At 65.5% G+C, this 229-nt stretch carries 1 protein-coding gene; it reads right to left on the minus strand.

Going from position 1 to position 229, the window contains the following annotated elements; all coding sequences use genetic code 11:
- Positions 1-229 (minus strand): SulP family inorganic anion transporter (locus SB754_RS23480; protein WP_410784634.1); only part of this gene is annotated, 229 nt, incomplete at both ends.

Consider the following 229-nt stretch of genomic DNA (forward strand, 5'->3'; position numbering starts at 1 on the left):
GCCACACCCTGCCCCCAGGACTCGCGGACCTTGGAGGACCGCGTGTCAGTAATGTCATCCACGCGTTTGGCGGTCAGCAGCGATTCCAGCAGGCCCACGAACGCCATCGCCACCGCATACGGGGCTATGATCCGGAGGGTCTCCATGGTCAGCGGAATATCCGGGAACAACAGGGCCGGCAGGGATTCGGGCAGCTGCCCCTTGTCGCCCACCGTGGGGACGTTCCAGC

It is taken from the genome of Leifsonia sp. SIMBA_070 (genome assembly GCF_046534635.1).
In the GTDB taxonomy this organism is placed as follows: domain Bacteria; phylum Actinomycetota; class Actinomycetes; order Actinomycetales; family Microbacteriaceae; genus Leifsonia.